General features: G+C 68.7%; 11 protein-coding genes. 6 read left to right on the top strand and 5 right to left on the bottom strand.

What is annotated here, in order from left to right; translation table 11 throughout:
• The 5 genes from LWH48_RS06295 to LWH48_RS06275 all read left to right on the top strand — a co-directional run bounded on the left by LWH48_RS06295 (position 1) and on the right by LWH48_RS06275 (position 4,263).
• Complete coding sequence (locus tag LWH48_RS06295; protein ID WP_232911898.1) at positions 1-1,005, top strand: metallophosphoesterase; 1,005 nt, start codon at positions 1-3, stop codon at positions 1,003-1,005.
• Between the two features lie 177 nt (positions 1,006-1,182).
• Positions 1,183-2,037: a rhomboid family intramembrane serine protease gene (locus LWH48_RS06290; RefSeq protein WP_232911897.1), complete on the top strand. Its 855-nt coding sequence runs from the start codon at positions 1,183-1,185 to the stop codon at positions 2,035-2,037.
• 43 nt (positions 2,038-2,080) lie between these two features.
• On the top strand, positions 2,081-2,365 hold the full coding sequence (locus tag LWH48_RS06285) for a YeaC family protein (RefSeq protein ID WP_213313001.1): 285 nt from the start codon (positions 2,081-2,083) through the stop codon (positions 2,363-2,365).
• A complete protein-coding gene (locus tag LWH48_RS06280; protein ID WP_232911972.1) occupies positions 2,349-3,209 on the top strand; it encodes a DUF2797 domain-containing protein in 861 nt (286 codons plus the stop codon). Before LWH48_RS06285 ends, LWH48_RS06280 begins: the two co-directional genes overlap by 17 nt.
• A gap of 55 nt (positions 3,210-3,264) precedes the next feature.
• A complete protein-coding gene (locus tag LWH48_RS06275) occupies positions 3,265-4,263 on the top strand; it encodes a zinc-dependent alcohol dehydrogenase family protein (RefSeq protein ID WP_232911896.1) in 999 nt (332 codons plus the stop codon).
• A gap of 85 nt (positions 4,264-4,348) precedes the next feature.
• Here LWH48_RS06275 and LWH48_RS06270 read toward each other — a convergent pair whose 3' ends face one another.
• The 5 genes from LWH48_RS06270 to LWH48_RS06250 form a co-directional block, all read right to left on the bottom strand.
• The gene (locus LWH48_RS06270) at positions 4,349-4,729 is read right to left on the bottom strand and encodes a hypothetical protein (protein ID WP_232911895.1); all 381 of its coding nucleotides are present in this window, start codon (positions 4,727-4,729) and stop codon (positions 4,349-4,351) included.
• A 9-nt stretch (positions 4,730-4,738) separates the two neighbouring features.
• A complete protein-coding gene (locus tag LWH48_RS06265) occupies positions 4,739-6,070 on the bottom strand; it encodes a sulfite oxidase (protein ID WP_232911894.1) in 1,332 nt (443 codons plus the stop codon).
• Positions 6,071-6,313: 243 nt separating this feature from the next.
• Entirely contained in the window at positions 6,314-6,910 is a 597-nt protein-coding gene (locus LWH48_RS06260) for a hypothetical protein (protein WP_232911893.1), read from the bottom strand.
• 133 nt (positions 6,911-7,043) lie between these two features.
• Positions 7,044-8,336, bottom strand: coding sequence for a 4-aminobutyrate--2-oxoglutarate transaminase (gene gabT / locus LWH48_RS06255; RefSeq protein WP_161432479.1), 1,293 nt, complete (start codon positions 8,334-8,336; stop codon positions 7,044-7,046).
• A 29-nt stretch (positions 8,337-8,365) separates the two neighbouring features.
• On the bottom strand, positions 8,366-9,811 hold the full coding sequence (locus tag LWH48_RS06250) for an NAD-dependent succinate-semialdehyde dehydrogenase (protein ID WP_232911892.1): 1,446 nt from the start codon (positions 9,809-9,811) through the stop codon (positions 8,366-8,368).
• A 278-nt stretch (positions 9,812-10,089) separates the two neighbouring features.
• On the opposite strand from LWH48_RS06250, the gene LWH48_RS06245 reads away from it, so the two are divergent.
• Entirely contained in the window at positions 10,090-12,555 is a 2,466-nt protein-coding gene (locus LWH48_RS06245) for a DUF1266 domain-containing protein (protein WP_232911891.1), read from the top strand.
• Positions 12,556-12,686 lie beyond the last annotated feature (131 nt).

Here is a 12,686-nt window from a genome sequence, read left to right as displayed (position 1 = left end):
GTGAACAAGCGGGCGAGGCTCGAAGGCTATGACCTGATCGGCGATGTGCACGGCTGCGGTGCCACCCTGGCCGCGCTGCTGGAGAAGCTGGGCTACCACCAGCGTGGCGGGGTCTACCGCCATCCGCGGCGCAAGGTGATCTTCCTCGGCGACCTGGTCGACAGGGGGCCGCGTATCCGGCTGGCGGTGCAGATCGCCCGGCGCATGGTGGAGGAGGGCGAGGCGCATATCGTGATGGGCAATCACGAGTACAATGCCCTGACCTACTGCCAGCGTGCTCCCTCCGGACTGGGGCGCGACTGGCTGCGCGAGCATACCCCACGCAACAACCGCATCATTCGCGAGACCCTGGAGCAGTATCAGGACCATCCCCAGGAGTGGGAGGATGCCCTGGCCTGGTTTCTGGAGATCCCGCTGTGCCTGGAACTCGACGGCCTGCGGGTGGTGCACGCCTGCTGGGACCAGCCGCTGGTCGACGAGCTCTATCGGCGGCGTCCCGATGGCCGCATGGACGAGGCCTTCCTGGTCGAGTCCACGGCGCCTGGCACCCGGGCCTTTCATATCCTCGATCGCCTGACGCGTGGCACTCAGATCCCCCTGCCGCTGGGCGTGGACATCCACTCCGGAGATGGCTTCACCCGCCGCAGCTTTCGCGCCCACTTCTGGGCACGGGCGCCCGAGACCTGGGGCGATGTGGTGTTCCAGCCCGACAACCTGCCGGGGGACCTCGAACAGCGTCCCTTGACGGCGGAGGAGCGAGCTCGCCTGAGCCATTATGGTCTCGACGAGCCGCCGCTGTTCATCGGGCATTACTGGTGCGAGGGCATTCCCGCGCTGCCGGCTCCCAATATCGCCTGCCTGGACTACAGCGCGGTCAAGTTCGGGCGTCTGGTGGCCTATCGATGGAGCGGCGAGTCGCGCCTGGATGCCGACCATTTCGTGTGGCTGGGCGTGCCCCGGGAAGAGCGGGTGCGTCCCCAGCCGTGGGAGATCGATCTCGATTGATACAAACCGTTACAAAATTCCTGGGCCGGGGGCTGAACTCCCGACCCTATCCGCCATCTGAGTAGGTGTTCCCTTGAATGATCCCTTGCTCTTGTCCGGCGGCCCCCTCCGCCGGATTTTTTATGCGTGTCCGTCCAGCGCTTGCCGCCGACACTCCCCTCCGCTCGAGGTAATGCCATGTACCGCGTGATGCTGCTGCCCGCCGATGCCGATACCCGAGAGTTGCGCCGCGCCCTGTGGGCGGCGCGCATCGGCCATCGCATCACCGAGGAGGCGGAGGGGCAGCTGCTGTGGCTGGCCGACCCGGCCCAGCACGAGGCTATGGTGGAGGTGGTGGGACGCTGGCAGCGCGGTGAGCCGCTGCCGGTCGAGACGCCGCCGCTGCGTCCCGGCAATGCCGACTCGCTGCTGTCGGTGCTGCGCCAGGTGCCACTCACCGCGGCGACCCTGGGTCTGTGCCTGCTGGTGTTTGCCGCCATGGCGGTGTTCGGCGATCTGGTGATCGCGCTGCTTGCCATCGTGCCTCTGGGGATCAGCCCGGCCGGCACCCTGTCGGTGGGTAGCCTGACGGAGGCGCTGGCGTCGGGCCAGGTGTGGCGGTTGCTGTCGCCGGCCTTCCTGCATTTCGGCTGGATGCACCTGATCTTCAACATGCTCTGGCTGTGGTATTTCGGCCGCCAGGTCGAGGCGCTGCAGGGCAGCCTGCGCATGCTGACGATCCTGCTTGCCGCCGGGATCGGTGCCAACCTGGCCCAGTACGCCGTCGGCACCGCGCTGTTCGGTGGCATGTCCGGCGTGGACTTCGCGTTGCTCGGCTATGTCTGGCTGATGTCGCGGCGCGCCCCGGGCAGCGGCTTCTTCGTGCCCCAGATGCTGGTGGTCTTCATGCTCGGCTGGATGCTCTTCACCATGACCGACATGGCCGGTGCGGTGGGCTTCGGCAACGTGGCCAATGAGGCACACCTGGGTGGCCTGGTCGTGGGCCTGGTGCTGGGCTGGTACTATTCCGGGCGGGCACGCCGGCAGCGCTGATCTCGCCGTCACCGCATTGCGTATGAACACAGAGAGATGAACCATGAGCGATATGACCTTCGAGCGCATGATCCAGCAGATGACCCCGGCCATCTACGCGAGCCTCAAGCAGGCGGTGTCCCTGCGCAAGTGGCCCGACGGCCGGATGCTGACCCGCGAGCAGACCGAGCTGTGCCTCGAGGCAGTGATGCGTTACGAGGTGGAGAACAATGTGCCCGAGAGCGAGCGGGTAGGCTACCTCGAACGGCGCACCTGCGGCGGCGCCAGCAGCGGGGCGAATGTCGACCCCGCGCTGGCCGGCCTGGCCAAGGATGCCGGCCGTGACTGAGTCCATCGCCGCGGCCGCCGAGGTGACGGGCTGCCTGACCAAGATGGCCATCGTTCCGGGGCAGGGCGGCGAGCCCGCCCGCTATACCCTGCGCGCTGGCGAGCAGCGCCTCGACCTCAATGAACGCCTTGGCAAGCCGCTCTCGCTTGCCTGGAGCGGTGCCATCGCCTGCACCCACTGCGGCCGCGCGACGAAGAAGAGTTTCGCCCAGGGCTACTGCTACCCCTGCTTCAAGCGCCTCGCCCAGTGCGATACCTGTATCGTCAAGCCGGAGACCTGCCACTTCTTCGAGGGCACCTGCCGAGAGCCGGAGTGGGCCGAGCGACACTGTTTCCAGCCGCATATCGTCTATCTGGCCAACGCCTCGGGCCTCAAGGTGGGGATTACCCGCGGCACCCAGGTGCCAACCCGCTGGCTCGACCAGGGCGCCGTCCAGGCTCTGCCTGTCCTGGCCGTGGATACCCGTCAGCAGTCCGGCTTCGTGGAGATGCTGTTCAAGGAGGAGGTCTCTGACCGCACCAACTGGCGGGCCATGCTCAAGGGCGAGACCACGGCGCTCGACCTGCCCGCCGAGCGGGACCGCCTGCTGGCGCGCCTCGAGGCCGGCCTGGCCAACCTGCGTGAACGCTTCGGTGCGGATGCCATCCGCGTGCTGGACGAGACACCGGTGGCTCTCGACTATCCGGTGCTCGAGTATCCCACCAAGGTGGTCTCCCACAACCTCGACAAGAGCCCGGAGGTGTCCGGCACCCTGCTGGGCCTCAAGGGGCAGTACCTGATACTGGACAGCGGTGTGATCAACCTGCGCAAGTACACCGGGTACGAGGTCAAGGTCGTCGCCTGACGCCTCGGCTATCCTGTCGGCTGAGCCCAAGATGTCAGCCGACAGGAGACGCCCGATGAGCGAGACCATGCGCGCCATGCGCCTGCATGCCCCCGGCCAGCCGCTGGTGCTGGAAACCCTGCCGCGCCCTCGACCGGGGGCCGGAGAGGTCCAGTTGCGGGTGCTGGCCTGTGGCGTGTGCCGTACCGACCTGCACGTGGTGGATGGCGAGCTGACCGAACCTCGCCTGCCGCTGGTGCCCGGCCATGAGATCGTTGGCGAGGTCACCGCACTGGGGGAGGGGGTGAGTGGACTCGCGATCGGCCAGCGCGTCGGGGTGCCCTGGCTGGGCTGGACCTGCGGCGAGTGCGCCCCCTGCCGGCGCGGCGAGGAGAACCTCTGCGAGCGCGCCGAGTTCACCGGCTACACCCGCAATGGTGGCTACGCCGAGTATTGCGTGGCCGATGCCCGCTACTGCTTTGCCGTGCACGGCGACGATGCCCAGGCGTGTGCACCGCTGCTCTGCGCGGGGCTGATCGGCTACCGCACCTGGCGCCTGGCCGGCGGCGAGGCGAACCAACGCCTGGGCATCTACGGGTTCGGTGCCGCGGCGCACATCCTGGCACAACTGGCCGTCGCCCGCGGCCAGCGCGTCTTCGCCTTTACCCGCCCCGGTGATGCCGAGGCCCAGGCCTTCGCCCGTCGCATCGGCGCCGAGTGGGCCGGTGGCAGCGACGAGGCACCGCCCGAACCCCTCGATGCCGCCCTGCTGTTCGCCCCGGTGGGCGATCTGGTGCCCACCGCACTCGCCCAGGTGCGTCCCGGTGGCGTGGTGGTCTCCGGTGGCATCCATATGTCCGATATCCCGAGCTTTCCCTACCGCCTGCTGTGGGAGGAGCGCAGCGTGAAGTCGGTGGCCAACCTGACCCGTCGCGACGGCGAGGAGTTCCTGGCCCTGGCCCCCGGGGTGCCGATTCGTACCGAGACCCGCGCCTATCCCCTGGCGCAGGCCAACCAGGCGCTTGATGACCTGCGCGAGGGGCGCCTCTCCGGGGCGGCGGTGCTGATTCCCTGACCTCCTGACCCTCGGCCGGCCACGCGCCAACGCGACCAGGCCTCTCGCAAGGGGCCTGTGGATGCCTCGGTGTGTGGATGGCGCGTCAGCCGGAGTCGGTGACCGTCGGGTAGGGGTTGTCCGGCATCAACGTGCGCGGTAGCGCCGGACGGCGGGTATCCTCCTTGGGACCGTAGTACTGGGCCAGGTAGTCGAGGATGGTGTCCTCCGTCTCGGGCTGGAACTCCCACAGCCCCTGGGTCTCCTGCATCCAGCGGATCAGGTACTCCCAGTGGTTGCGAGTGCCGCTGTTCTGGGTCACCAGGTTGGCCGAGTGGCAGGCGGTGCAGTTGCTGCGTACCGTCTCCCAACCCTCGGCCATCACCAGGCCGGTATCGGGGTCGCTCTCCTGGGCGGCGACGCTCAGCGGCAAGCCGAGCATCGCGACACCCAGCAGCGGGTTGATAAGCCTCTTGAAACGCATCATGGCTACCTCCTAGGCCACCTGGACCGCGATGCGGTGACAGGCGTTGTTGAGGTAACCCTTGGGGTTCCAGCCCGGCACCACCATGGGCTGGGAGTGCCCCTCCTCGTCGGTGGCCCTGGCCCATACCTCGTAGTAGCCGGTCTCGGGGAAATCCACGGCGGTGGTCCAGCGCTGCCAGGCCAGGCGGTTGGGGGCTTCCTTCAATTCGGCCTTCTGCCAGGTGGCGCCGAAGTCGATGGAGACGTGCACCTCCTTCACGGCTAGGTCGCCGGCCCAGGCGTGGCCGCGAACCGTCATCGTCTCACCCATGGCGTGGTCGATCCCGGACTTCGGGAAGGTTACCAGCGACTTCACCGGCATCGACTCGATGGTCACGAAGTCCTCTTTGGGCACCACGCTGCCCGGGGCGACCGGGTTCTTGGGCACACTGTAGGAGGGGGCGCCCATCTTGGTGCCATCGTGCTTCTGGTTGCGGATCACGATGCGCTTGAGCCACTTGCCGGAGACCGACCCCGGCCAGCCGCCGCAGACGACGCGCAGGGGGTAGCCGTTGAGGTAGGGGATGTCCTCGTCATTCATCGCCCAGGCGATGAGCGACTCGTCCTCCAGAGCCTTGGACATGGGCACGCCGCGCGAGATCGGGTCCTTGCCAGGGTCGCCGCTGGCATGACGGTCGGCGCCGTAGTAGCCGATATAGACGGCATCGTCCTTGGTCCCGCAGGCCTCCAGCACGTCGCGCAGGCGCACGCCGGTGAAGGTCGGGCAGGCCACTGCGCCGGTAGTCCACTGGTTGCCGCTGGCCGAGGGCACGTACTCGCTGCGTCCGTTGCCACCGCACTCCACCTGGAGCTGGTAGGTATGATGCTCGAACTTCTCCTTGAGGTCGGCGATGGTGAAGGTCTGCGGGTTCTCGCAGGATTCCCCGCCGATCTCCAGCTCCCAGGTGTCGGCGTCGATGCTCTCCACCTCGGGAGGGATGCCGTTGTTGCGCACGAACATGTACTTCGCCGGGGTGATGTCGTCATCGAGCAGGTGGGCCGGGGTCTCGGCATTGATCGGACGGTCGTTGAGGACGGTCAGTCCCTCCTTGCCCTCCAGGGTGAAGGGCTCCTCGCTCTGGGCGAGGGCCGCCGGGATCAGGCCGCCAGGCATCTTGTCGGCAAAGGGAATCGAGCCGCCCACTGCGGCCGCCATGGCCAGCAGGCTCGAGCGCTTGAGGAAGCCGCGGCGAGTCACGGGGTCGACCTCGCGGTTCCACAGCAGGCGGTCCGCGTTCTCGGGGTCCTCGGCGTAGAGCTCATGGAGGCCGCGAGTCCTGGTGTCGGGGGGGAGTTTTGTCATGGCGCTGCTCCTGGCAGGACCGGACGCCAGCTTCCCGCTGGCGCCGGCCCTTTTTGTGCTTGTGGTTTTGGTGCCGGAGTCGTCCCTTGCTCGGGTATTACGTTATTCCAGCCTAGCAGGATTGCGGCAAATTGCCGCTCGGGGTGCAGGGGTCACCCCAGGCATGCAGCTTACTTGCGCCGTCGCAGCCCGCACGTATCGGTAGACCCTGGGCGCGTCGGTGACAGTCTGGCGGGTGCGGGCTCAGCCCGGCCTGGGCAGGATGCGTCGGTAGCGGTCGAGGCGTTCGTCGAGCCAGGCCCCGGTGAGGCGGGGAGGCGGTGTGGTGCCGGGCACGCGCAGCGTGAGCAGGAACCAGCCGCTGGCGCCGGATGACTCGGGAAGGGCGGCGGCGAGGCCAGTCGGCAGTCGCTGCGGGCGCCGCCAGGCGAGCTCGAGGGCGTCGCGTTCCAGCAGGTACTGGAAACGTGCGGCGTCGCGCAGTATGGAGATGGCGCCTTCGGCGACCCCCCGGGAGAGGCTCTCCAGGGTGCGGTAGGCCGGCGCGCCGGCGGCGCGACAGGCGTGGGTGCCGGCCACGTGGCAGCGCTCGCGGGCCTCGGGGGTCTCGGGCCAGCTGCCCCCGGCCAGGCGCTTCGCGGTGGCAGGGTAGGCGAGGGCGACGGCCAGTGCCGGGGTGCCGTCGGCGAGGTGCGCCTCCTCGTCGACCACGGTGCCGTGGCGCAGCTGGTCGCGCAGCCAGCGGTAGTCGCTGGCCTGCTGAACGCTGGCGCGGGCCTCGTCGGCGGTGTGGCTGGCGCCCTGCAGGGAGCGCAGCAGGGAGAGGGTTCTGAGTATCACGCTATGGCCTCGCGGTGGACGCCGCTATCTTCCTGGCTGGCTGTTATCCATGCAAGTAGGGAGGTACTGAGCGTTCAAAACGAGCACCGCCCGGCACTTGGCCGGGCGGTGAGGTCGGACGGGGTCGCCGGGATCAGGCGGTGGCGGGCTGGCCCACCAGCTCCTTGAGGGACTCCTCGACGATGGCCAGGCCCTCTTCCAGCACCTCGTCCTCGATGGTGACGGGCATCAGGAAGCGGATGGTGTTGCCGTAGAGGCCGCAGGAGAGCAGGATCAGGCCCTTCTCGCGGGCACGCTTGCAAAGCGCCGCCGCCAGGTCGGCATTCGGGGTGTGCTTGGCCTTGTCGGAGACCAGGTCGATGGCGGCCATGGCGCCCATGTGGCGGCCATTGTCGACGCAGTCGAACTGCTGCTGCCACTTCTCGAAGCGCTTGCCGAGCTTCTCGCCCAGCGCCTGGCTCTTCTCGAGGATGTTCTCCTCCTTGAAGACGTCCAGCACCGCCAGCACCGCGGCACAGGAGACCGGGCTACCGGTGTAGGTACCGCCCAGGGAGTTGGCCCCGGAGGCGTCCATGTGCACGTCGGTGCCCACCACGGCGGAGATCGGCATGCCGTCGGCCATGCTCTTGGCCATGGTGATGATGTCCGGCTCGACACCGCTGTGCTCGATGGCGAACATCTTGCCGGTGCGGCCGAAGCCGGACTGCACCTCGTCGATGATCATCAGCATGCCATGCTCGTCGCAGATCTCGCGGATCGCCTTGAGGAAGCTGGCCGGGGCGGGGTAGAAGCCGCCCTCGCCGAGCACCGGCTCGAGCACGATGGCCGCGGTGTCGCGGGGGTTGGCGTCGGTCTTGAGCGCCATTTTCAGGCCGCGCAGGGCCTCATCCTCGCTGACCCCGTGGTAGGGCACCGGGTAGGGCGCGCGGAAGACGTTGCCCGGCATGCTACCGAAGTCGGCGGCGTAGGGGGCGACCTTGCCGTTCATGGCCATGGTCATGAAGGTGCGGCCGTGGTAGCCGCCGTCGAAGCAGATCACGTTGTTCTTGCCGGTGGCGGCCCGCGCGACCTTGACCGCGTTCTCCAGCGCCTCGGCGCCGGAGTTGGCCAGCATCACCTTGGCGTGGCCGCGCACCGGGGTGACCTTGCTGAGCTGCTCGGCCACCTTCACGTAGCCCTCGTACGGCATCACGGTCTGGCAGGTGTGCATCACCTTGTCGAGCTGCGCCTTGACCGCCTCGACCACCTTGGGGTGGCGATGGCCGATATTGAGTACGCCGATACCGCCGGCGAAGTCGATGATGCGGTTGCCGTCGGCGTCCCAGATCAGGGCGTTCTCGGCGCGGTCGGCGAACTGGGTGGCGGGGCTGGCGGCGCCGTTGGCGACGTAGCGCTTCTTCAGGTCGTTGAGTTCAGCGTTGGTCATGTTGCCTCCTGGTGGTTGAGTGGCGGACGTTACAGGCCGCCGACACACACATATTTTAGTTCAGTATATTCATCCAGGCCGTGGTGGGAGCCTTCGCGCCCGAGGCCTGACTCCTTGACGCCGCCGAAGGGGGCCAGCTCGGTGGAGAGGATCCCCTCGTTCACCGCCACCATGCCATACTCCAGCCCTTCCATGACATGCCAGATGCGACGGTAGTCGCGGGCGTAGAAATAGGCGGCGAGGCCGAACTCGGTAGCGTTGGCCATGGCGATGGCCTGCTCCTCGGTCGCGAAGCGGAACACCGGTGCCAGGGGACCGAAGGTCTCCTCGCGGGCGACCCGCATCTCCTCGCTGACATCGGCAATCACCGTAGGTTCGAAGAAGGTGCCACCCAGGGCGTGGGGCTTGCCGCCGGTGACCAGGCGCCCCCCCTTGGCCAGGGCGTCGGCGATGTGCGCCTCGACCTTCTCCACCGCCGCGGCATTGATCAGCGGCCCCTGGGCCACGCCCTCCTCGAGACCACTGCCCACCCGGAGCTCGGCCACCCGGGCGGCCAGCTTCTCCACGAAGGCGTCGTAGACGCCGTCCTGCACCAGCAGGCGATTGGTGCACACGCAGGTCTGCCCGGAGTTGCGGTACTTGGAGGCGATGGCGCCCTCCACGGCGGCGTCCAGGTCGGCGTCGTCGAAGACGATGAAGGGCGCATTGCCGCCCAGCTCCATGGAGGCCTTCTTGACGGTGCCGGCGCACTGGGCGAGCAGCTTCTTGCCCACCGGGGTGGAGCCGGTGAAGGAGATCTTGCGTACTCGCGGGTCGCTGGTCAGCACCTCGCCGACCTCGGCCGGGCGACTGGCGGTGACCACGTTGATCACTCCGGCCGGGAAGCCGACGAGCTCGGCCAGGCGTGCCAGCGCCAGGGCGGTAAGCGGCGTGGCCTCGGCGGGCTTGATCACCACCGGGCAGCCGGCGGCCAGCGCCGGGGCGCACTTGCGGGTGATCATCGCCAGCGGGAAGTTCCAGGGGGTGATGGCCGCCACCACACCGATGGGCTCGCGGAACACCAGGATGCGCTTGTCGACGCCGTGGCTGGGCAGGGTCTCGCCGGCCAGGCGCTTGGCCTCCTCGGCGTAGAACTCCACGAAGGAGGCGCCGTAGGCCACCTCGCCCCGGGACTCGGCCAGCGGCTTCCCCTGCTCCCGGGTCATCAGCCGGGCGAGTGCCTCCTGATGGTCCATGATGGCGTCATACCAGCCGCGCAGCAGGTTGGCCCGCTCCTTGGCGGTGCGCTTCCGCCACGCCGGCCAGGCGGCTTCGGCGGCGGCCACGGCGTCGCGGGTGGCGTCGGCGCCCAGGTCGGGTACCTCGGCGAGCACCTCGCCACTGGCGGGGTCCGTGACGGCGAAGCGCGTCTCGGCATCGTGCCACTCGCCGGCGATGAAGGCCTTGGGGATCAGGATATCGGGCAGCTCTGGCATGGGTCCTCCGGGGGAGTTGTTGGCATAATTTACGCAGTGTGCATTATTTAAAACGCTGCGCCAAGCAGATGGCATCCGCTAACGGTGATGGATGAAAGATCGCGCCAGTCATCGGCGCCGGCGATGCTTTCCGCTACACTATGGCGCCTGAAATCATGGCGCCTGAAATCATGGCCCCTGACAGCACGGCGCCCAGTGTCACTGACGCCGGACGACTCCCACGTCGACATCTCCCGGCCGCTGCGAGCGGCCCTTGCGACCTGATATCGAGGTGAGCATTGATCGATCTCCTGAACGCCTGGTGGGCCCAGCAGCTGGTGCTCTGTGACTGGGCCTTCGACCCCGACCCGCTCAGTGTGGAGCCGGAAGATGCCCGTGCTCGCCTGTCGATCCTGGCGGTACCCGATCGTGGTGAGCTTGGCTGGCGGTTGCTGGAGTCACTGGGTACCGGTGGTGCCGATGCCGACCCTGCCAGGCTGCTGGCGGCTCTCGAACTGGCCGCCCTGGGCGCGGCCGCGGGCTGGCTGGACGAGGCCCAGGCGCGCGCCTGGGCCCACTGGCTGGCCGGCGAGGTCGTGGCCCACCATCGCGATCTGGATGCCTGGCTGGAAGCGCTGCGCCGCGCGCGCAGTGCCGATGGCTGGGTGCGCGGCGATGATGGCTTCGCCGATGCCTGCGAGGCGCTGGCGGTGCTCGAACACGAGGGGGAGGGAATCACCTGGGACCGTCTCGGCGAGTGGCTGGCGGTGCATGACCGTCCCGAGGCACCCTGGCCCGGCAGCGGTGGCGCGGCGGCCTGGCGGCTGCGCGCCGGTTTTGCCCCGGTGCTGGCCCTGCCCGCCGGCGAGCACGACTGGGCGGGCCTGGCCGAGTGGCTCGCCGAGGACTGGCGGGTGCACAGCCGCGAGGACCTGCTGCGGGTCCTGCTCTGGTTGGGAGCTCAGGGCGACCGCCAGGGCTGGGACCTGGATGCCACTCGGCTGCTGGCTCTGGATCACGATGCCCGTCGTGCCTGGTGCGCTGGGCTGGAGGCGGACGAGCGTCGCTACGGTCGCACCCTGCTGGCCTTCCTGGATCAGGGCGAGCCGCTGGAGTGGGCCGCCTGGGACTGGCTGCGCCTGGTGGACCTGGCCTGGGCGGGCGCCTGCCTGGGGTGGCTCGAGGCCGAGGAGGCCGAAACCTTCGCCCTGCATGCGGCCGACCTGATCCAGCACCGTTACAGCGACTGGTCGGCCCTGGCGAGGGCCTATCAGCGCGGACGCAGCCTGTTCGATGGGCGCGACCTGCTGGGAGCGTTCGAGAGCGACTGGCGCCTGCTGCTGCAGTCGCCGCTGAGCCCCTGGCGGGTGCCTCTTCAGGGGCTGGTCGACGAGGAGCGGCTGGCGCCGGCCCGTGATGCGATGCGAGGCTGGAGGGCCGATCCTCGCCACTGGGTGCTGGCACTGGCTTCGGTGCGAGAGCCGGAGCTCGCCGTGCGCCAGGGACCACCGGTGGCAGTGAGCGCGGCGCGCCGTGACGATGCGCTGGGTTTTCTGGCCGAGAATCTCGACCTGCATCCCGAAGAGGGAGTCGCGGCGCTGGAACGCTACTGGCTGCCGGCCCAGGCGCACCACCTGAACCAGCTCGCTGCCGATGCGGCCCACGGAGCCCTGCCGCCGGCCGAGACGCCCTTCGGGGTGGCGGAGCCTGCCGCGCTGGCCCAGCGTGATGGCCTGCGTCGGGCCAGCCATCATGCGGCGACCATCCATATGGCAGAGAAGTACGCCTTCTACCTGCAGATGGCCTTCGACAGCGAGGCCTTCGATGTCGACGGGCTGGCGGCCCTGGCCGAGGCGCTGCGCGGCTCGCTGTGTCGCTTCTACCCCGATTCCCGACGCCTGCTGGAGGCCTGGGTCAGCTGGGACTCGCTGCTCCCGGAGGAGGACCAGCCGACTCTCGCCCTGGAGATCCGCTGGCACCTGGAGGATCCCGGCAGCCTGTTCCACTGGCTCGACTGGCGGGTCGACGAGTGGCGTGAGCCCGGCCCCCGCCCAAGGCTGTCGCAGTTTACCGCCTTGTCACTGGTGGGGCCGCTCAACAGTCCGCCCTGGAGCGTGCCGCACCGCGAGAGCGAGCGTGAGGCGGTGGCCATCCGCGAGTGGGTCGATGGCCACTACGGCCTGCATTCCGCCGAGGAGCTCAGCGAGTTCCTGGACTTCCTGCTGGAGAACGGTGATCGCCAGGAGTACCAGATCAACTACGCCCCCTACACGCTCAATTCGGCCCGCCTCGCCTCTGAGATCGCCACCCTGGAGAGCGGCGAGTGCAGTGACGAGGAGCGCACCCACCTGCTGCGCCTGCAGCGGGTTCGCGACAACGAGGATGGCTGCAACGAGACCGACCTCACGGCCTGGGATCTGGCCCAGGCGGTGGACCTGGCGGTCGCCGGTCGCCAGCTGGGCTGGCTGGAGTCGGCGGCCTTCGACAGGGTGCTGGAGCGAGCCCACGGCCTGGCCGCGTCCCACTACTCCGGCTGGGATGCCTACGCCCGCGGCTTCTACGCCGGCTTCTCCTTCTTCATGGGGGAGACCCCGGAGCGCGAGAGCTTCCTGGCGGGCCTTCGTCAGGCCTTGGTGGCCTGGCTCAGTGCCGCGCCGCCCCTGGCGGGACCCTGGGCCAGCCTGGAATTTCCCGGTGCCCGGCCGCGTCACTGGGCGCCGATGCATATCGATACCCTGCCGGGCGACGCCCGGCTGCTGCACTGAGGCGATGCGCGGGGCTCGCCAGCCCCGCGATGCTGGTTTATAGTCGTTCCCGAATATGCCATGGCTCCACCTGTCGGGAGCCCCGTATCACTCGAGCCGCCGACAGGCCGCTTCGGCAGTGCTACCGGCCT

This window comes from Halomonas sp. G15 (genome assembly GCF_021282295.1).
GTDB classification, from domain to species: Bacteria; Pseudomonadota; Gammaproteobacteria; order Pseudomonadales; family Halomonadaceae; genus Halomonas; species Halomonas alimentaria.
Note: the sequence above shows the minus strand (reverse complement) of the source record. Positions and strands in the feature narration are given on the sequence as shown.

Excerpts from the sequence above, each read along its gene's own strand:
- LWH48_RS06280 (WP_232911972.1), top strand. The coding sequence starts at position 2,349 with ATGCCGGCCGTGACTGAGTCCATCGCCGCGGCCGCCGAGGTGACGGGC.
- LWH48_RS06290 (WP_232911897.1), top strand. The coding sequence starts at position 1,183 with ATGTACCGCGTGATGCTGCTGCCCGCCGATGCCGATACCCGAGAGTTG.
- LWH48_RS06275 (WP_232911896.1), top strand. The coding sequence starts at position 3,265 with ATGAGCGAGACCATGCGCGCCATGCGCCTGCATGCCCCCGGCCAGCCG.
- LWH48_RS06250 (WP_232911892.1), bottom strand. The coding sequence starts at position 9,811 with ATGCCAGAGCTGCCCGATATCCTGATCCCCAAGGCCTTCATCGCCGGC.
- gabT (WP_161432479.1), bottom strand. The coding sequence starts at position 8,336 with ATGACCAACGCTGAACTCAACGACCTGAAGAAGCGCTACGTCGCCAAC.
- LWH48_RS06270 (WP_232911895.1), bottom strand. The coding sequence starts at position 4,729 with ATGATGCGTTTCAAGAGGCTTATCAACCCGCTGCTGGGTGTCGCGATG.
- LWH48_RS06265 (WP_232911894.1), bottom strand. The coding sequence starts at position 6,070 with ATGACAAAACTCCCCCCCGACACCAGGACTCGCGGCCTCCATGAGCTC.
- LWH48_RS06285 (WP_213313001.1), top strand. The coding sequence starts at position 2,081 with ATGAGCGATATGACCTTCGAGCGCATGATCCAGCAGATGACCCCGGCC.